16 protein-coding genes and 1 pseudogene are annotated in these 19,486 nt (G+C 51.4%); 12 read left to right on the top strand and 5 right to left on the bottom strand.

Going from position 1 to position 19,486, the window contains the following annotated elements; genetic code table 11:
- Positions 1-102 precede the first annotated feature (102 nt).
- From KNO99_RS11275 to KNO99_RS11265, 3 genes are all read right to left on the bottom strand, one after another.
- A complete protein-coding gene (locus tag KNO99_RS11275) occupies positions 103-681 on the bottom strand; it encodes a DedA family protein (RefSeq protein ID WP_214695352.1) in 579 nt (192 codons plus the stop codon).
- Between the two features lie 107 nt (positions 682-788).
- Positions 789-1,328 (bottom strand): transcription repressor NadR, encoded by a 540-nt coding sequence (locus tag KNO99_RS11270; RefSeq protein ID WP_214748548.1) that lies wholly within the window; start codon positions 1,326-1,328, stop codon positions 789-791.
- Positions 1,306-2,436, bottom strand: coding sequence for a cysteine desulfurase family protein (locus tag KNO99_RS11265; protein ID WP_214748546.1), 1,131 nt, complete (start codon positions 2,434-2,436; stop codon positions 1,306-1,308). Before KNO99_RS11265 ends, KNO99_RS11270 begins: the two co-directional genes overlap by 23 nt.
- Positions 2,437-2,531: 95 nt before the next feature.
- Here KNO99_RS11265 and KNO99_RS11260 point away from each other — a divergent pair, with 95 nt between their 5' ends.
- The 8 genes from KNO99_RS11260 to yajC all read left to right on the top strand — a co-directional run bounded on the left by KNO99_RS11260 (position 2,532) and on the right by yajC (position 10,090).
- On the top strand, positions 2,532-3,965 hold the full coding sequence (locus KNO99_RS11260; protein WP_214748544.1) for an L-aspartate oxidase: 1,434 nt from the start codon (positions 2,532-2,534) through the stop codon (positions 3,963-3,965).
- The gene (gene nadC / locus KNO99_RS11255) at positions 3,919-4,788 is read left to right on the top strand and encodes a carboxylating nicotinate-nucleotide diphosphorylase (protein WP_214748543.1); all 870 of its coding nucleotides are present in this window, start codon (positions 3,919-3,921) and stop codon (positions 4,786-4,788) included. The genes KNO99_RS11260 and nadC overlap by 47 nt, the downstream gene beginning before the upstream one ends.
- Positions 4,751-5,830: a quinolinate synthase NadA gene (gene nadA / locus KNO99_RS11250; protein ID WP_214748541.1), complete on the top strand. Its 1,080-nt coding sequence runs from the start codon at positions 4,751-4,753 to the stop codon at positions 5,828-5,830. The genes nadC and nadA overlap by 38 nt, the downstream gene beginning before the upstream one ends.
- Before the next feature lie 93 nt (positions 5,831-5,923).
- Positions 5,924-6,511: a Holliday junction branch migration protein RuvA gene (ruvA, locus tag KNO99_RS11245; RefSeq protein ID WP_015881166.1), complete on the top strand. Its 588-nt coding sequence runs from the start codon at positions 5,924-5,926 to the stop codon at positions 6,509-6,511.
- Positions 6,512-6,521: 10 nt separating this feature from the next.
- On the top strand, positions 6,522-7,523 hold the full coding sequence (ruvB, locus tag KNO99_RS11240) for a Holliday junction branch migration DNA helicase RuvB (RefSeq protein ID WP_214695364.1): 1,002 nt from the start codon (positions 6,522-6,524) through the stop codon (positions 7,521-7,523).
- A gap of 18 nt (positions 7,524-7,541) precedes the next feature.
- A complete protein-coding gene (gene queA / locus KNO99_RS11235) occupies positions 7,542-8,585 on the top strand; it encodes a tRNA preQ1(34) S-adenosylmethionine ribosyltransferase-isomerase QueA (protein WP_214695614.1) in 1,044 nt (347 codons plus the stop codon).
- A complete protein-coding gene (tgt, locus tag KNO99_RS11230; RefSeq protein WP_214748538.1) occupies positions 8,582-9,727 on the top strand; it encodes a tRNA guanosine(34) transglycosylase Tgt in 1,146 nt (381 codons plus the stop codon). Before queA ends, tgt begins: the two co-directional genes overlap by 4 nt.
- 84 nt (positions 9,728-9,811) lie before the next feature.
- Positions 9,812-10,090 (top strand): preprotein translocase subunit YajC, encoded by a 279-nt coding sequence (gene yajC / locus KNO99_RS11225; protein WP_031421435.1) that lies wholly within the window; start codon positions 9,812-9,814, stop codon positions 10,088-10,090.
- Between the two features lie 19 nt (positions 10,091-10,109).
- On the opposite strand, the gene KNO99_RS11220 is transcribed toward yajC, so the two are convergent.
- On the bottom strand, positions 10,110-11,267 hold the full coding sequence (locus tag KNO99_RS11220) for an NAD(P)-binding domain-containing protein (protein WP_214748536.1): 1,158 nt from the start codon (positions 11,265-11,267) through the stop codon (positions 10,110-10,112).
- A gap of 180 nt (positions 11,268-11,447) precedes the next feature.
- Between KNO99_RS11220 and KNO99_RS11215 the strand changes: the two genes are divergently transcribed.
- Positions 11,448-13,220, top strand: a complete 1,773-nt coding sequence (locus KNO99_RS11215) for a methyl-accepting chemotaxis protein (protein WP_214748534.1) — start codon at positions 11,448-11,450, stop codon at positions 13,218-13,220.
- A gap of 36 nt (positions 13,221-13,256) precedes the next feature.
- On the opposite strand, the gene zupT is transcribed toward KNO99_RS11215, so the two are convergent.
- Positions 13,257-14,117 carry a zinc transporter ZupT gene (gene zupT / locus KNO99_RS11210; protein WP_214748532.1) on the bottom strand — a complete coding sequence of 287 codons (861 nt, stop codon included), beginning with the start codon at positions 14,115-14,117 and terminating at the stop codon, positions 13,257-13,259.
- Between the two features lie 211 nt (positions 14,118-14,328).
- Here zupT and secD point away from each other — a divergent pair.
- The 3 genes and pseudogenes from secD to KNO99_RS11190 all read left to right on the top strand — a co-directional run bounded on the left by secD (position 14,329) and on the right by KNO99_RS11190 (position 19,463).
- Positions 14,329-16,549: pseudogene (gene secD, locus KNO99_RS15370) on the top strand (protein translocase subunit SecD).
- Positions 16,550-16,648: 99 nt separating this feature from the next.
- Positions 16,649-18,943, top strand: coding sequence for a single-stranded-DNA-specific exonuclease RecJ (gene recJ / locus KNO99_RS11195; RefSeq protein WP_214748526.1), 2,295 nt, complete (start codon positions 16,649-16,651; stop codon positions 18,941-18,943).
- Between the two features lies 1 nt (position 18,944).
- A complete protein-coding gene (locus tag KNO99_RS11190) occupies positions 18,945-19,463 on the top strand; it encodes an adenine phosphoribosyltransferase (RefSeq protein ID WP_074035183.1) in 519 nt (172 codons plus the stop codon).
- Positions 19,464-19,486 lie beyond the last annotated feature (23 nt).

The raw sequence follows: 19,486 nt of genomic DNA, 5'->3' as shown, positions 1-19,486 counted from the left end.
GGCTCCCTGCTTGCCCCTAGGAAAGCGAGCCGTGCCCGGCTTGGGCATAAAAAAAGACCGTAGACCTATATTTTGTCTACAGTCTGAAAGAATCAGCGCTAATTACGCTGATTCTTTCACATGTTTCGGATGCTGACGAAGATGACGGACGACGAGAAAAATTCCGATGGCTAGCGCCAGGAAGGGCAGGATGTCGTCCATGAAGTGACCGATCATCCGCCAGTTGTTGCCGAGCATCATCCCGACATGAATGAAGATGAATGACCAGACGGCAAAAATGAGTGTCGTCACCGACAAGAACTTTCGGAACGACAGGCGCATCACGCCGGCACTGACCGCGAACAGCTGGCGCCAGAACAGGCTGAGACAGACAATCCATGCCCCGTATTTCTCAAACCAGCGTTCGGCCCGCAGTTGCTTGTCTTGCCGAATTCGGAAGTAACGATACAGCTTCAAGGCGACGGGACGCCCACCATATCGACCGATCCAGTAAAGACCGATCTGACTGAGCGTGAAGGAAACCCACGCCAGTAGAAACATCAGGAAGAAAGACGCGTCATGCGAATCGACGAGAAAGCCGCCATATGCGAGAACGAGTTCGTTCGGGATGAATTGGATGAAGATACCGAGAGGAATGCTGAAGACACCACATACGGCGAGCATGTGCTCGAGGACGTTCATGACGAGTCCTCCTTTCAAGGTGATTGCAGGAAACTTGTTCCATCCATCAGTATAACGGACATGACTGAAAAGAAAAAGAAGAGATGTCACATATTCGTGACGTCTCTTCAATCTAGTTCGGATACGAGAATACCGAGCCGGTCGAGCTCTTTCACCGCAGCATCGATTGCTTCTTGATGATCGGCTTCAAGTGTATGGACATGTAATCCTCCGGTCAATTGCGAGAGCGGTGAGGCTCCGTGCGCTTTGACTCGTTCGAGGAAGGCGCGGACGTCACGCCGACTCCTCACCATGAGCTGTCCCGTGATGGATCCGTAAACGGGGTGGTCGATGATGACATCTTTGATGGTGACCCCTTCATCGACGATGGCGTTCATCTCTGCCTCCATCTCCTCTGCCGTATGGCGGCAAGCCACCTTTTTCGAATAAGTAGACGGGGTGAGGTCGCCGTGCAAATAGACGTAACCGCGCGCGGTCGCGACGATTTGGTGACCTTTCGCTTTTAAGAGCGACAAGTCTTGGACGATGACCTGGCGACTGACGGATACGTGCCTTGCCAGTTCAGATCCAGTGATCGGTTCATTGCTCGATTCGATCAGTTGAAGTAAAGTACGACGGCGTTCTTCACCGGCTAAACGTTTGTTCATGATGTTCGACTCTCCTTGCTAAAGTGACGATGGCATCGGCGAGGGCCGATGTGTCTTCGACGGTCGTTTGCGCGCCGAAGGAAATGCGGACGAGTCCGTGGCAGGCGCTCGTCTCATATCCGAGTGCTTCGAGCATGCGGTTCGGTCCGTTCTGACCGGCGCGACATGCTGATCCGGCGGATACTTGGAACCCGAGGTCGTCGAGCTCGGTCATCCACCATTGTCCGTCGCGTTGATGGGATACGAAGGAAAAGATAGCGGGACTTTGTTCGTCAAACTCGAGCCAATGGACATACGCTGACGTCTTCTCTTTCAAGATAGCACGAAACGCCATGAAATTTCTCTGAAAACGTGTCAGTTGCTCTTGACGTTCCCCGAGCGCTTTGACGAAGGCGCTGATTCCTGGAACGTCGATCGTACCCGGACGAATCCCGTATTGGTGATGACCCGGATAGTATGGTGGGGGAATCAAGCGCTCCATATAAAGGGCACCGATTCCTTTTGGCCCACCGACCTTATGGGCACTGAACGAGTAGGCATCGATTCCTTCCACAGAAATCGGGATTTTCCCCAGTGCCTGTACGCCGTCCACGTGAAAGAGAATCTTTTTATATTTTAGGAGACATTGAATGTGATGGAGCGGCAACACCCATCCTGTGTCGGAATTGACGTGTTGGAGCGTGACGAGTCCGATATCACGGTCGAGTAAGTGTGTGAACGTCTCTAAATCAAACTTTCCGTCTTTCAGTTTCAAACGATGGACGATGACTCCTTCGCGTTCCCATTCTTCAAGCAAAAGGGCGACCGAATCATGTTCATGCCAGGACGTGATCACTTCTTTGCCTTTCATGCGCTTCCGTAAGCTCGTCAGTGCGATGTAGTTACTTTCAGAACCACTTCCGGTAAACAATAATTTCCCACGTAAGACGTCGAGTCCGAGTGCTTGTTTAAGTAAGCGCCGTGCCTCTGTTAAGTAATCTTCAGCCATATATCCGTGCGCGTGGAGTGATGATGGGTTTCCATAAACGTTTTTGGCCATAGCCACGTAATGGTCTAATGCTGCGTGTGTCATAGGATGTGTAGCGGCGTAGTCGAAGTAGCGGTTCATCATGGACTCCCCTTTTCTCATGTTGTCTTCTACACAAAATTATGCGAAACTAGTTTACAAGTCAACATTACATATGAAAAACAGGTGATATACAGGTGTCTTTACAGATAGAGAAAACCGACATTTTGATTATTGGAACGGGACTTGCCGCCGTCGCGACGGCGCTACATGTGCCATCCTCATTGTCTGTCCTCCTCGTCTCCAAAGGGGAGGCGACGTCGACGAACTCCGATTTGGCACAAGGGGGGATTGCGAGCTCGTATCTCGAGGAGACGAGTGAGGCGCATAAAGAAGACACGATGCTTGCTTCGAATCAGACATCGTGCTCAGAACGCGTCGACATTCTCGTGGAAGAAGGACGTCGAGTGATTGAAGAGATGGAACGGTTCGGTGTCCGCTTCGATCGTGACGGGGACGGTTATGCCCTCGGACGGGAAGGGGCTCATCGGTTGCATCGCATCTTTCATGCCGGGGGCGACGAGACCGGTCGACATGTCATGCGGCACTTGCGTCGGTCTTTACCGGATAACGTGAACATACTCGAACACGTCCTCGTCCATGACCTTGTGATGAAGGAAGGACGTGTTATCGGTGCGATGGCGTTTCAGAAAGAAAAATTACTGCACATCGAGGCAGGTGCCGTCGTTCTCGCGACCGGCGGAATCGGTGGACTTGTCGATTGGACCTCGAACGCGCAGACGGTGACCGGTGACGGTCTCGTCTTGGCAAATCGGTGCGGGGCAAAGCTGACACATTTACAAAGGATTCAATTTCACCCGACCTTATTGGCCGCAGAGGAACCTCATCTCGTCACCGAGGCGCTCCGTGGTGCCGGTGCGAAGCTCGTCGATCCATACGGAAACGATGTGATGGCGCATCACCCGCTTGGGAGTCTCGCCCCTCGAGACGTGGTGGCCCGTGTCTTAACAGACCGAGTTGGACCCATCTTTCTTGATACGACTAGTGTGACGCGACTACGTGAACGGTTCCCGAAACTCGCAACGACGTGTGACAAGTTAGGCATCGACCTTCGCCAAATCCCCGTTCGCCCAGGGCTCCATTTTCATATGGGCGGAATCGAAGTGGATGACGTGGGTCGAACGGACGTCGACGGTTTGTATGCCGTCGGAGAAGTGGCGGAAGCAGGTATACACGGTACGAATCGACTGGCCTCGAATTCACTCTTGGAATGCTGGGTGTTCGGAAAACGTGTCGCCGAGGCGATTCAAGTGAAGGACAGAGGCTTTGCGACGAGCGATGTGATGGCGTATGACATCTCACCTGACACGTTCCGTGCGCTCCGCCAACAAATCGGCAAGTGGTTGACGATTTCACCGAATCACGACGAAATAAAATGTTTCTTACAAAATACCCAAACGTTGACCTTGACGAAACACGTGACAAGACAATTAAGTGAACAAACTTTACAACTCGATGCGGCGCGTCTCATCGCGCAAAGCATCCTCGAAATGGAGAGGTACGATGAACACGATTTATCTACGCGAACAGCTACGAAAGTTTCTGATTGAGGATATCGGATATGGTGATCTATCAAGTGAACTGATCGATGAACACGACGAGTCAATCGCGACCATCATCGCAAAAGAGCAAGGCATCTTCTGCGGGAAGCCGATTGTCCAAGAACTCGCAAAGATGCAACAACTCGAATTGGTGGGTTGCCAAGATGATGGAAGTCGGATTGCCCCGGGAGATAAACTGATTGTTTTGAGAGGGAAGACGCGCGTCCTATTAGAGACGGAACGCGTCCTATTGAATGTGATTCAGCGTGTGAGCGGGATTGCGACGATGACACGGAAGTGTGTCGATGCGCTCGATGACGACTCGATTCACATCACGGATACGCGGAAAACGACACCGGGACTCCGCATGCTTGAGAAGTATGCCGTTCGTGTCGGTGGCGGTTACAACCATCGACTCCGCCTCGACGATGCCGTCATGATTAAAGATAACCACATCGTCGCACTCGGTGGTGTGACAAAAGCCGTTCTCGCCGCGCGCTCAAAAGTCGGTCATACGACCCCAATCGAAGTTGAGGTCGAGTCGTTTGCGCAGCTCCTAGAAGCCGTTCGGGCGAATCCGGATATTGTGATGCTCGATAATCGGACGCCGGATGAACTGCGAGAATGGGTCCAGCATATTCCGGACCATATCACCATCGAAGTGTCTGGCGGCATCACGCTCGACTCGATTGCCGACTATCGAGGGATTCGCATCGATGTCATCTCACTCGGTCAGTTGACCCACTCGGTACGGGCACTCGACTGCAGTATGAACTTACAAGGAGGAATGAAACATGCAACTACTCGGAACACTCCCACCGACGTACGCTAATCTGTCGGTGGAGGAAATGGAGACACGGATTCAGGCGGTCAAAGACCGGCTCGGAACACGTCTCTTCTTACCGGCGCATCATTATCAAAAAGACGAGGTCGTCCAATTTGCGGACGCGACAGGAGATTCGCTCCAGCTCGCACGACTCGCAGAACAGATGAGTGAAGCAGAATTCATCGTCTTCTGTGGCGTTCATTTCATGGCGGAGACGGCAGATATGTTGACGCGCGATGACCAGATTGTCGTCTTGCCCGATATGCGGGCCGGCTGCTCCATGGCAGACATGGCCGATATCGACCAGACGGAGATCGCGTGGGAAGAATTGACGGAGCAGTTCGGGGAAAGCATCATCCCGATTACATACGTCAATTCGACGGCGGCCATCAAAGCGTTCGTCGGACGTCATGGCGGGGCGACGGTCACATCGTCGAACGCACATGACATCGTCCGCTGGGCACTAGAAGCGGGAGAGCGGATTTTGTTCCTTCCCGACCAGCATCTCGGACGGAATACGGCATATGACCTTGGCATCCCGCTCGAGGCGATGGCCATCTGGGACCCGCTCCGTGAAGAGTTGGTGGCAGAAGGTGATCTCGAACAGATTCGGGTCATTCTTTGGAAAGGGCATTGTTCTGTCCATGAGAAGTTCACCGTCTCGCAAATTCAAGCGTTCCGTGAGCGCGAACCGGATCGTCGCATCATCGTCCATCCGGAATGTACGTTCGATGTCGTGCAGGCAGCCGACGAGGCCGGGTCGACATCGTATATCATCGACAAGATTGATGCGAGTGAGCCAGGAACAAAATGGGCGGTCGGAACGGAGATGAACCTCGTGAACCGGTTGGCGGCGACGTACCCGCATCTTGATATCGTCTCGTTGAACCCGTTCATGTGTCCGTGTCTGACGATGAACCGAATCGACTTGCAACATCTCCTTTGGGCGCTCGAGTCGCTCGAGACGGACCCTGTGAACATCATTCGCGTTGATGCTGAGACGACAGAGTGGTCGAAACGTGCACTTGAACGTATGCTCGCGCGGTAATCGCTTCAGGACAGGCAAACGCCTGTCCTTTTTTCATATCGCTCGTTATGGTACAATAAATGCAGTTTTTCCGACCGAAAAGGAGATTACACCGTGATTGAATTCGTAAAAGGACCCGTCGCCTACGTGTGTGCGGAATATATAACGTTAGATGTCTCGGGCGTCGGCTACAAAGTACATGTGCCTAACCCGTTTTTTTATCGTGAACAAGACGAACATGTAATCGTGTTTACGCATCATTACGTCCGTGAAGATCAACAGACGCTATACGGTTTCCGGTCACGCCGGGAACGGGAGCTCTTCAATAAACTCCTTAGCGTGAGCGGCATCGGACCGAAAGGGGCACTCGCCATCGTCGCCTCTGGAGATATCGACGCGTTGATCGATGCGATTGAAACCGAGAATGAGAAGTATTTGACGAAGTTCCCGGGAGTCGGGAAGAAGACGGCCAAACAGATGGCACTCGACTTGAAAGGGAAGTTATCCGAACTCGCACCGGATTATGTGCCGAACGAAGGATTGTTTGCACAAGGTGCATCAGAACTAGACGAGGCGTGTGAGGCGCTCGTCGCCCTCGGATATTCTGAACGAGAGATCGCGAAAGTCCGCAAAGCATTGAGCGGCGAGATCTTGACGACCGACGCGTACATAAAACGCGCGCTACAGCTGTTATTGAAATAAGGAGGAAGCTATGGACGAACGATTGTTGTCACAATCTCATCAGCAATATGAAGACTCTGAAGAGTGGAGCTTACGTCCGCAGCGCTTCGAGCAATATATCGGGCAGGAAAAGGCGAAAGGCAATTTGTCAGTCTTCATCCAGGCCGCCAAACTTCGCAGTGAGACGCTCGACCACGTCCTATTGTATGGACCACCGGGACTCGGGAAGACGACGCTCGCGCAAATTATCGCCAACGAGATGGGCGTCGGCATCAAGACGACCGCCGGACCAGCGATTGAACGCCCGGGCGACCTGGCTGCAATCCTCTCGACACTTGAGCCGGGTGACGTCTTATTTATCGATGAGATTCACCGGTTGAGTCGAACGATTGAAGAGATTCTCTATCCAGCGATGGAAGATTACTGTCTCGACATCGTCTACGGACAAGGTGAGATGGCGCGAAGCGTCCGCATCGACTTGCCGCCGTTCACACTCGTCGGGGCGACGACGCGGGCCGGGATGTTATCGGCACCGCTTCGGGACCGTTTCGGGGTCACATTGAAACTTGAGTACTATGAGCCACATGAACTTGCGGCCATCGTCAGTCGGACGGCCCAGCTGTTCCGCCTCTCCATCTCACCTGAGGCGAGTGGCGCGATTGCGAAGCGCTCGCGAGGGACACCGCGAATCGCCAATCGTCTCTTGCGTCGAGTCCGTGACTTCGCTCAGGTAGCCGGCACGAAAGAAATCGACCCGGTGCTCGCATCCGATGCGCTCGACCGTCTACACGTCGATGCGCTTGGACTCGATGAAGTCGACCACCGATTGCTTCGGGCCATGGTAGAACGGTTCGGAGGTGGACCGGTGGGACTCGAGACGCTCGCCGCAACAATCGGTGAGGATGCTCAGACGATCGAGGACGTCTACGAGCCATATTTATTACAACAAGGGTTCTTGCAGCGGACGCCGCGAGGACGGATGATCACACAGTTTGCCAAGTCGCATTTTGGTTATGAAGAGGAAGAGGAGTAAGGTATGCAAGACATTCAATTGAACGTAAACGATTATGATTTTGAATTGCCAGAAGAGTTGATTGCCCAGGTCCCGTTGCTTGATCGGACGAGCTCACGTCTGCTCGTATTGGACCGTGAGACAGGAGACATCGAGCATCGTCATTTCCGTGACGTGCTCGACTACTTGAACGAGGGAGATGCGCTCGTCGTCAACGATTCGCGCGTCTTACCGGCTCGTCTCTTCGGAGCGAAACAAGAGACAGGCGGGAAAGTGGAACTGCTCTTATTGAAACAGACGGAAGACGACGTATGGGAAGCGCTCGTCAAACCGGCGAAAAAAGTCCGTGTTGGTTCGATTGTCGAATTTGGTGACGGACTTCTCCGCGCGGAATGCGTCGAGGAACTCCCGGAAGGCGGACGTCGCTTCAAGTTCGACTACGACGGTATCTTCTACGAGATTTTAGACGAACTCGGAACAATGCCACTCCCACCGTACATCCGTGAACAACTCGATGACCAGGATCGCTATCAGACGGTCTATGCGCGGGAACGAGGCAGTGCAGCCGCTCCGACAGCAGGTCTCCATTTCACAGAAGAACTGCTCGAGGCAGCGAAGGCGAAAGGGGTTCGATTGATCCCACTCACGCTTCACGTCGGTCTCGGTACGTTCCGTCCGGTGACGGCTGATTCGATTGAAGAACATACGATGCATAGCGAATATTTCGAGTTGTCAGCTCAATCGGCTGAAGCGCTCCGAGATGTCCGGTCGAACGGAGGTCGCATCTTTGCGGTCGGTACGACTTCGACACGGACGCTCGAAACAATCATGCGAGACCATGGGGATTTCGTCGAGTCATCGGGCTGGACGGATATCTTTATCTACCCTGGTGTCGAGTTGAAGGCAATCGATGGATTGATCACGAACTTCCACTTGCCTAAATCGACACTCGTCATGCTCGTCTCGGCATTCGCGACGCGCGACATCATCTTACACGCTTATCGGACTGCGGTCGCAGAACGATACCGCTTCTTCAGTTTTGGAGACGCGATGCTCATCACGAGGAAGGAAGTAACAAAATGACAAAACACGCAGTCACATACGAACACATTCACACATGTAAACAGACCGGAGCGCGGCACGGAATTGTCCATACGCCGCACGGGTCGTTCGAGACACCGGTCTTCATGCCGGTCGGGACGCAAGCGAGCGTCAAGACGATGGCACCAGAACAGGTCAAGGCGATGGGTGCGAACATCATCTTGTCGAACACGTACCATCTATGGGTTCGCCCGGGACATGAGGTTATCAAACAAGCAGGCGGGCTTCATAAGTTCATGAACTGGGACGGGGCGATCCTCACTGATTCTGGTGGTTTCCAAGTATTCTCACTTGCCGATCTTCGAAACATTCAAGAAGAAGGCGTTCATTTCCGTAATCACTTGAACGGAGACAAGTTGTTCTTGTCACCGGAAAAAGCGATGGAGATTCAAAACGCACTCGGGTCGGATATCATGATGGCATTCGACGAGTGCCCACCTTATCCTGCGACACATGAATACATGAAGAAGTCGGTCGAACGCACGAGCCGCTGGGCAGAACGTTGCCTTGAGGCACACGAGCGTCCAGAAGACCAAGCGCTCTTCGGGATCATTCAAGGTGGGGAATATGAGGATCTTCGTCGTCAAAGTGCAAAAGACCTCGTCTCACTCGACTTCCCGGGATATGCGGTCGGTGGTCTCTCGGTCGGTGAACCGAAAGACGTCATGTATCGTGCCCTCGAGTTCACGACGCCGCTCATGCCGGAAAACAAACCACGTTATTTGATGGGTGTCGGTTCGCCGGATGCGTTGATTGAAGGGTCGATTCGTGGAATCGATATGTTCGACTGTGTCCTCCCGACACGGATTGCACGGAACGGGACGCTTATGACTTCAAAAGGTCGCGTCACGATCAAACAAGCGAAGTATAAGACAGACTTCGGCCCGATCGATGAGAAGTGTGATTGCAACACGTGTAAGAATTACTCACGTGCGTATGTCCATCATTTGATTCGTGCGGACGAGATGTTCGGTCTTCACTTATGTACGACACACAACCTTCACTTCCTCGTGAAGTTGATGGAGCAGGTTCGTCAAGCGATTCGTGAAGACCGTTTGCTCGATTTCAAAGAAGAGTTCTTCGAAGAATACGGCTACAACAAGCCGAACGCGAAGAATTTCTAAGCAAACGTGTCGGACATTGTGTGACAATGCTTCAGTTTCACGGTATAATGAACCTGATATTGAAGGAAAGGGTGAATGTTACTCATGGAAACAATCGTTGCGTTATTACCAATGATCTTGATTTTCGTCGTATTTTACTTCTTGTTGATTCGTCCACAGACGAAACGTCAAAAAGAAGTACAAGCGATGCAAAACGCCCTCGAGCGTGGCGACAGCGTTGTCACAATCGGCGGTTTACACGGCGTCGTTCATCAAATCGAAGACACACATGTCGTTTTGAAATGCGATCAATCGCTTCTCCGTTTCAACCGAAGCGCAGTTGCGGAAGTCGTGAAAAAAGCGAATGCCTCATTTGAGGAATAAGCAAGTAAGCGTCTGACCATTATGGTCGGACGCTTTTTTGTGTGGATAGAAGTTGGGGGAGAATTCTTCGGGCAGCCTCTTGTCCACCGTAGACGGCTCTCGCGAATGGACCGATGATCAAATCCGCATAGGCACCCGTCAAGTATAGACCAGGCGTCCATTCGAGACGTTCATTCAAGGCAGGTGTGCCACATGGCGTGAGAGGAAGATGGAGCTGGTCGATTAATGGCTGCAAGAAAGTCTCTTTCACAGGGTGCGGCCTAATTCCTGTACAACAGACGACTTCTTGCCCGGCAAGTTTTTCACTGTTCACGAATAACGAATCACTGTCCCGCTCGGCTTCTCCGATGAGATGTGTCACGGCATTCGTTTGAATGAGGCGTTTCACTTTCAATACGAGATCGTTCGGAGCGGATCCCGGCTTTCGTTCACGGGCGATAAATGATCGCTTTGTCGTCCAGTCTTGTTTCAGACGATGGAAGTCAACTAATCCTTTCGGTCCCATGAACTGTCGATCGGCGTCGAATTGACTCACTTCTAGTGGTCGTCTCGTCACGAGTGTCACGTGATGACCTTGATTGACACGTTTCACGACATAATGAAGTGCTGTGATGCCACCGCCGACGACAATCACTTCATCTGATTCGTCCGAAGAATCTTTCATGAAAACGTGTCGGCAACGTTCGTCCGCCCATTCGGGTAACACGACATTTGCGGATTGACCGATTGCGACAATGACTGAGTCCGCGACGATGAGGCGGCGGTCTGTTCGGACGTGATAGTGCGCCCCATCTTTTCGGAGCGTCATCACCCGTTCATTGCCGAGGAATCGCTCCTCGAGGCGATACGCCTCCCATGACGATTCGGCATGGTCGTTGAACAGTTCGAGTGAAGGACGACCGAACGTATCTTTGAAGTGATTGGAGCGATAGGCATAACGAGATGCGAATTGTTTCAAGGCGTGCGGATTCGAAGAAACGTGGTGCACGCGAGTCGAACGAAGGTGTGACATGGAGATGGATGAAGTCTGCTGTTTCCAATTCGCGAGCGGATCGGTGTGTCGGTCGACAATCAGAACATCTTCCAGTTGCCCGCCTTGTTCCATATATGAGATGGCGAGTGTCATCCCATGGACACCCGCGCCGATAATTAATAAGGATGTGTTCTCAACATTCATGTGAATACCTCTCAAAACGTAATAATTACGATTTAAAGTATACAAACATGGCTTCTTTTTGTCAAAACGAAATCGAATCAACATTCATCCACCTCATTTCGAAAAATCGATTTGATTCGTGAAAACGTTTGCATTAATGTCAAATTGAGAAGAAATTCGAGATGAAGGAGAACGGATGACATGGACGTGAAACGATTGGTACGACCGATGAAGAATTGGAAAGGGTGGACCTGGAAGCGGAGCGGTACAAAACAGAGAGGGCGTTCTTCTCTCAGAAGACGAATGTCGATTGCGCTAGTTCCCACAATTATCGCGCTCGTCCTTGTCGGAGCGCTTGGTTCATATCAACTGAGACAATCGACTGCCGCATATGACCGAGTGCTGAACGAAGGGACGCAAGAAATGCTGTTGGCTGAAAACCTATCACTCGCGGTGACCGATGCGGAACGCTATTTGAATTACTATATGCTCGTCGCCAATCCGAAAACACTCATCAGTCTGCAAAGTGTCCAGGAGCAGCGTGACGAGTTGATGGCTTCACTGAAAGCATCCTCTTCAGATGAGAAGATTTTATCTTGGTTGGGGGATTTGGAGAAATTTAATGAGTTGTTGGACCGTGAGATGAGTCGCGCCATCGAACTTCGCCAGCAACAAGATGAGATTGGGTATAAAACGGTCCTCAACACGAGTGTGACTCCGACGACGGACCGTGTTCGGATGACGGTGACAGACCTTGTCGAATACAAGGGCGAACTCCTCGCATCCGAGACGAAAGTTGTACAGGCCGAAGCGGAGAGCTCAATCCTCTGGATGCTCGTCATTAGCGTCGTCGGTGTCGTGATCGGAATCCTGTCCTTACTTGCCTTACAACGCCTCTTCTTAAAACCGATCAACCGACTCGGTCGTCAAGCACGAATCATGGCAAGCGGCGATTTGACGGGCGAAGATATTGAGGTCGCCTCAAACGATGAGCTCGGAGACCTTGTCACGGCTTTCAACGAGATGAAACATAACCTCGTCGGATTGATTCGTCGAGTTGGCGAGGCTTCAGAGAAAGTCACTGCCTACTCTGAAGAACTATATGCGAGTACGGAACACGTGGCGACAACGACCCAAGGTGTCTCTCGTCTGTTTGAAGACATGAATGTGGCGGCCCAAGGGTCCTCCAAACGAGCGGAAGAAGGGACGATCGGCGTCAATCAAGCGGTCGATGGGTTGAATCAGATTGCCGCAGCGTCACAAGGAGTGAACGAACAGACGATTCATACACTTGAAGCGGCAAACGGTGGGCTTGAGACCGTTCAATTAGCAGAGCAGCGAATGCAAGAGATTCGTCGCGCCAATGAGCTCACGCAACAGATGGTGACTCGTCTTTCGAACCAGTCGCTTGAGATTGAGAAGATTACCCGCTCCATCACGGCCATTACGGAACAGACGAACTTGCTAGCGCTCAATGCGGCCATCGAGGCGGCACGTGCGGGTGAACATGGGAAAGGGTTTGCGGTCGTCGCGGCAGAAGTGAGAAAGCTTGCCGAGGAGTCGAAGCAATCTGCCATTCAAATTCAGACAGTCGTCCGTGATATCCAGCGAGACACGGAGCAAGTCGAGACCGCGTTTGAAGAATCGAGCGTGCATGTCGAGAGTGGGGTATCACAGATGGGTGAAGTCGCCTCAGCGTTCCGTGAGATTGTATCGGTCATTGAAGAGACGTCGCGTCAGATGAGTGAGATTGCCGCTGCGACAGAAGAAGTCAGTGCCAATACGACAGAAGTTGCCGTTTCGGTCGAGGATATGTCCACGAACGCCGTCTCGACACAACGGAGCGTCGAAGAGGCGGGGGCCAATGTCGAGGAACAACTCGCGGCCATTCAAGAAATCAACAGCATCGCCGAAACGATGAGTCATATGTCGTCTGAATTAAAAGATGTCGTCCATGTGTTTAAGACGACATGACAAATGCCCTGACGCCTCGCGTCAGGGCATTGCTCGTTACATTAATAGGATAAGACTCGTCGCCATGACGATCATCCCGGCGACCATTCCGTACATCGAATGATGGGCATGCCCATATTCACGGGCGGCAGGAAGCAACTCGTCGAGCGAGATGAAGACCATGATCCCTCCGACTGCCGCGAACAACAGCCCGAAGACGGTGTCGCTCAAGAACGGCATGAGAATCAAAAATCCGATGGCAGCCCCAGCTGGCTCGGCGAGACCGGATAACATCGAAAGCTTGAACGCCTTCTTCCGAGAACCTGTCGCATAATAAATCGGCACGGAGACGGCAATCCCTTCCGGAATGTTATGCAGTGCGATCGCGATGGCGATGGCCACACCGACGGTTGGGTCATCAAGCGCCGAGATGAACGTCGCGAGTCCTTCCGGGAAGTTGTGAATCCCGATGGCGAGTGCCATGAAAATCCCCATTTTCTTTAGGCGACTTTGTGTCTCAGGATGATTGATTGGAGCCGCTTCATTTGTTGCTGTCGTTGCCAACTCTTGCGTTGACGGATCGTTCTGCATCGATTCAACGAACTTGACCTCGTGCGGGTTCTCCATTTTTGGGATGAACTTATCGATCATACCAATCAAGAACATACCCCCGAAGAACGCGAGGACGGTGTAAATCGTTCCGGTATACTCCCCGTGTGCGCCGACAAGTTCTTCAAGCGCCTTTGGGAAAATCTCGATGAACGATACGTAAATCATGACACCGCCTGAAAATCCGAGAGAGATGGACAAGAAAGCCGTGTTCGTCCGTTTCGCAAAGAATGCGATCATACTCCCGATCCCTGTCGCAAGCCCTGCGAACAAGGTGAGGAGAAACGCAAAAATAATTGTGCTGTCCATGTGGAAAGACTCCTTTGATGTTGTGATGTTAGCTACATCATACATGAAGTTTTGCCCTTGTGCAACATTTAGTCTCACACGCAAATTAACGCTACATTTACGTGAATAGACGTTACAATTTTAGGAAAATGATTGATAAATGTTTAGAAAATTTGTAATGTTAACGAGAGAAGTTATATCAAGAACAGTGGTTTAGAAAGGAAATAGTCGTATGTACAAAAAAGGCAACATTGCGATTTTCGCGATCATCATGATTGCGACGATCCTGCTCGCTGTGTTCTCGACACCTTGGGTCGTCAAGAACACAAACCTCGGACTCGACTTAAAAGGTGGATTCGAAGTTTTGTATGAAGTACAACCGCTCGAAGACGGCGATGTCATCGACGAGTCGGCGATGAATGCAACCGTTCGCGCCATCAACAACCGAATCAACGTCCTCGGGGTTTCCGAACCGGACGTTCGAATCGAAGAGAACAATCGAATCCGTGTCCAGCTCGCTGGCGTATCGAACCAAAACGAAGCGCGCGAAGTCATCTCGTCAACAGCACAATTGACGTTCCGTGACGTGAACGACAACGTCTTGCTCGACGGGAAAGATTTGGCGCCACGCGGTGCGGCTCTTGGGTACGACCCTAACAGCGGAGAACCGGTTGTTGAGTTAACCTTGCAATCGGCTGAAAAATTTGGTGAAGTAACTGCTGAAATCGCACAGCTTCCCGAACCTGAAAATCGTCTCGTCATCTGGCTCGATTATGAAGAAGGTGACACATACGAGGAAGAGATTCAAAAAGAGAACTCGAAGATTGTTTCAGATGCTCGAGTCAAGAGTCAAATCTTATCGGACAAGGCTATTATTTCAGGTGGGGATACTACAGCTGAGAGTGCAAAGCAACTCGCCGACATCTTGAACGCAGGGGCACTCCCTGTCAAACTTGACGAGATCTACTCGACGTCGGTATCGGCTCAGTTCGGTCAAGACGCATTAGAAGAGACGGTGTTTGCCGCTTCAATCGGGATCATTGCCGTGTTCATCTTCATGTTGTTCTTCTATCGTCTACCAGGACTCGTGTCGATCATCACGCTTGTACTGTATATCAACTTGATCATGTTGTTCTTCAATGGAATCAATGCGGTCTTGACGCTCCCAGGGATTGCGGCACTCGTCCTCGGGGTCGGGATGGCCGTCGATGCGAACATTATTACGGCGGAACGAATCAAAGATGAGCTCCGCTCTGGGAAGTCGGTCTTGTCTGCATTCCGTGCCGGTAACCGCCGATCACTTAGCACGATCATCGATGCCAACTTGACGACACTCATCTCGGCTGCGGTCTTGTTCTATTTCGGACAAAGCTCAGTCAAAGGGTTCGCGATTATGCTCATGATCTCAATCGCGATGACGTTCATCTCGAACGTATTCATCTCACGTTATTTGATGCACCTCCTTGTCTCAAGTCGTCTGTTCGACAAACGTAAAGGATGGTTTGGTGTGAAGGAGAGTGAAATCCGTGAACTTTAAGCTTACTGAATGGAATTACGTCAAACATATGCGCACGATGTTCTTGGTTTCGACGGCAATCGTCGTTCTCGGAATCGGTCTCTTGTTCTTCCGAGGATTGAACCTTGGGATTGACTTCGCCTCAGGAACACGTGTCGAGGTATTAACGGAAGAACGTGTCTCGCAAGAAGAGTTCACGCAAGCGTTCAATGACGCAGGGATTGACCAAGAGATTTCGAGCGTCCAGTATGCAGATGAAGGACGTTTGGCATATGTGACGTTCGTCGGACAATTGGGCCAAGAAGAAGTCGCGAGCGTCAAGACGGCGTTCACGGAGCAGTTCGGCAACGACCCGAACATCAGCACCGTGTCGGCTCAAGTCGGTCGTGACTTGGCGAAAAATGCCTTGTATGCGGTAGCCGTTGCGTCGATTGGGATCATCCTGTACATCACGGTCCGTTTCCAATTTTCTTATGCGGTTGCGACCGTGGTGGCGATGTTACACGATGCTTTCTTCATGATCGTCGCATTCTCACTCTTTGGGATTGAGGTTAACTTGTACTTCATCGCAGCGATCCTGACCATTATCGGTTACTCCGTCAACGATACGATCGTTACGTTCGACCGCGTGCGGGAGAACATCACGTCGTATGAAAAAGAACGGAAGATTCGTTCGATGGATGTCTATGAGTCGATCATCAACAAATCGATTCAAGAAACGATTGTTCGTTCGGTCAATACCGTCATCACGGTACTCGTGACGGCGATCGCCTTGTACGTGTTCGGTGCCGAGTCGATTCGTAGCTTCTCGCTCGCATTGATTATCGGACTCTTCATGGGGATGTACTCATCTATCTTCATCGCATCGTACTTGTGGCTTCTCATCAAACGCACGACCATCAACAAGAAAAAAGATACGCCGGTCACAGAGGCGTAACGAGTGGGTCTCCCTTCAAACGGGAGACCTTTTTAAATGTCAAGACGGCACATCTTTCACGTGGTCTGCTATAATCTACAATTGATTGGAGTGAAGGACATGTACCATTCGAAGAAACAGTGGCTCTATCCGGAAACGAACCCGGACGATGTCACACGTTTACAAAACGAATTAAATATATCAGCACAACTCGCGACGTTGCTCGTTCAGCGTGGACATCAGGACGTAGAAGCGGCCAAGGCATTTTTGTATGCTGAGGAAGAACTCGTCTTTCATGACCCGTATTTGTTTGAACAGATGGAAAAAGTCGTATCTCGGATCAAGCAGGCGGCAGACGAAGGTGAGATGGTGCTCATCTATGGCGACTATGATGTCGATGGTGTCAGTGCCTCATCCGTCATGTGGCACGCCTTGACCGAGATCGGTGTCATGGCCGAGTGCTATATCCCAAACCGTTTCACGGAAGGGTATGGACCGAACAAGGAAGCGTTCCAATGGGCAGCGAACGAAGGCTTCACCTTGGTGATCACAGTGGACTGTGGAATCTCAGGGATTGAAGAAGCGACACTGTTAAAAGACCTTGGTGTCGATTTGATCATCACCGACCACCACGAGCCGAAAGAGACATTGCCGGACGCGTATGCCATCATCCACCCACACATCGACCCGAAATATCCATACGATAAACTCGCCGGTGCAGGTGTCGCCCTCAAAGTGGCGCATGCCGTGTTAGGAAGAATGCCAGAGGAACTGCTTGATTTGGCAGTACTCGGAACAATTGCTGACCTCGTCCCACTCGACGGTGAAAACCGATTGCTCGCAAAAAAAGGAATCGCTGCACTCGAAGCTTCGAAACGACCAGGTATTTTAGCATTACGTGAAGTGTGTGGTCTCGGTGATAGCGTGTTAAACGAAGAATCGGTCGGTTTCGCGTTCGGTCCACGGATCAATGCGGCGGGCCGTCTCGATTCGGCGATGCCGGCGCTGCAGATGCTCTTAGCTGAACACGTCGAAGAAGCGCTCGAGCTTGCGAAACAACTCGACAAGCAAAATAAAGAACGTCAAGACATCGTCAAAACGATTACGGCTGAAGCGAAAGAACTCGTCGAAGCATCGATGACCGAGGACCGTGTGCTCGTCGTCGCGAGTGAGAAGTGGAACCCGGGTGTCGTCGGGATTGTCGCCTCTCGTCTCGTCGAGGCGTACTATCGTCCGGTCATTCTCCTTTGCCACGACCCGGAGACGGGCAAGGCGAAAGGTTCGGGTCGCTCGATTGACGGGTTTGACTTATTTAAAGAACTCTCGAAAAATGAAGACATTTTGCCGCACTTCGGGGGGCATCCGGCCGCTGCCGGGATGACGCTTCAATCCGAGAACGTCGCCGAATTGCGTGAACGACTGAATCGCCAAGCAGAAGGGATTCCAGATGACGTATTCGTGCCACGGGTCAACGTCGATTTAAAGCTGACGGTCAATGACGTCTCGCTCGATTTGATTTCAGAGATTGCGAAACTGGCGCCGTTTGGCATGGGCAACCCTTCTCCACGCGTCGTCGTCGCAGATGCGAAACTTCGTGACATTCGTCAAATCGGACGCGATGCGACACATTTGAAAGTGCAGCTCGCCGGAGACAAGCGTGAACTCGACGGCATCGGATTCGGGTTCGGACATGTCGTCTCAGAAATCTCACAGATGGCCCACATCTCGGTGATGGGCAGTCTTCAAGTGAATGAATGGAACGGGATGCGAAAGCCTCAGCTCATGATCCAAGACTTACGCGTCGATGACTTCCAAGTGTTTGACTATCGCGGCAAGAAAAAATCGGTGCAAGAGCTGAGGGACTTACCGAAAGAACATACTTCGTTCTTGTCGTTCCAAGGGACAACTGAAGACTACCCGCTCCATGAAGGAGACGAGCCGCTCAATCGTTTCGTCGTCCTGCTCGATTTGCCTGACGATGAAGACGTTCTTGCAGAAAAGCTTCATGAAGGCGTCGAGCGAATCTATTGCGCATTCGGTCAAGGAGATTTCTTCTTTGAGCGTCTACCATCACGCGAGGATTTCCGAACGTATTATGTACACATGGCGACATGCGAACGGAAAAATCTACGTGAAAACCTGATTCGTCTGTCAAAAGAGCGAAAATGGTCAAAAAATACGATTCAATTTATGCATCAAGTATTCTCTGAACTCGAATTTCTTGTTACAATGGAAGACGGACTGCCTGGAGTCAATCCAGAAGCACCGAAACGCGATTTGACCGAGGCGCCGTGCTATCAACGCCGGATTGGGCGCCAACAACTCGAAGAGCGTTTCGTATACGCGTCATTGGCGGAGCTCAAAGAGCGGTTACAATCGTTGCGATCGAACAAGATGCAGGAGGCATACACATAAAATGGATTTCAAACATCATATTAAAGAAGTAGCGGATTACCCGAAGGAAGGAATCAGCTTCAAAGACATCACATCACTCATGCAAAATGGCGAAGTCTACAAGAAATCGGTAGATGAGCTCGTCGCTTATGCACGTGAGCGTGGAGCAGAGTTGATTGCTGGACCGGAAGCGCGCGGATTTGTCGTCGGTTGCCCGGCAGCATATGCACTTGAACTTGGGTTCGTACCTGTACGTAAAGAAGGAAAGTTACCACGTGAGACAGTACGTGTATCATACGGTCTCGAGTACGGAACAGACATCTTAACGATGCACAAAGATTCAATCCAACCTGGACAACAAGTCGTCATCCTCGACGACTTGCTCGCAACAGGTGGTACGATTGAAGCGACAATCAAAATGATTGAACAACTCGGTGGAGTTGTGGCAGGAATCGGGTTCTTGATTGAACTCGACGGACTCGGTGGACGTGAGCGTCTTGAAGGATATGACGTCTTCTCACTCATCCGATACGAAGACTAATTGTTAAACGGGAAGCATATGCT

It is taken from the genome of Exiguobacterium sp. s189 (genome assembly GCF_018617615.1).
GTDB classification, from domain to species: Bacteria; Bacillota; Bacilli; order Exiguobacteriales; family Exiguobacteriaceae; genus Exiguobacterium; species Exiguobacterium aestuarii_A.
This window is presented reverse-complemented; position numbering and strand designations above follow the sequence as displayed.